Origin of the sequence: Escherichia sp. AM3 (assembly GCF_032029835.1) — a bacterium.
Taxonomy (GTDB): Bacteria; Pseudomonadota; Gammaproteobacteria; order Enterobacterales; family Enterobacteriaceae; genus Escherichia; species Escherichia coli.
In genome coordinates, this window is sequence record NZ_JAVUPQ010000721.1 from 1 (window position 1) to 339 (window position 339).

Here is a 339-nt window from a genome sequence, read left to right on the forward strand (position 1 = left end):
GGACAGCGGACCGGGCATTGCTGAAGACCAGATCTCCCAGGCCATGCTGCCGTTTCATCGGTTGGATAACGTGAGCGATGCCGCCGGGTCCGGCATTGGCCTGGCGCTGGCTAACGATATTGCCCGCCTGCACCGCAGTCATCTTCAGCTGATGCCCAGTGAAAATCTGGGTGGGCTGAGCGTGAAAATGCGCTTTCTGATGCAGGTATAAATGCCGATATTATCAAATCGTTACAAACTAATTGCCCGCCGCACGCGGAGTCCATTGATCACACAGGCAGTCAGGTTAAAATCTCGCGGTTTTTGGACATCTCTGAATAAATTGTGCGGGATCACGAC

General features: G+C 53.7%; 1 protein-coding gene. It reads left to right on the forward strand.

Features of this window, described 5'->3' with window-relative positions; all coding sequences use genetic code 11:
* Positions 1-211: sensor histidine kinase (locus RTW80_RS28065; RefSeq protein ID WP_409415330.1), on the forward strand; the 211-nt coding region annotated here is incomplete at its 5' end.
* Positions 212-339: the final 128 nt, after the last annotated feature.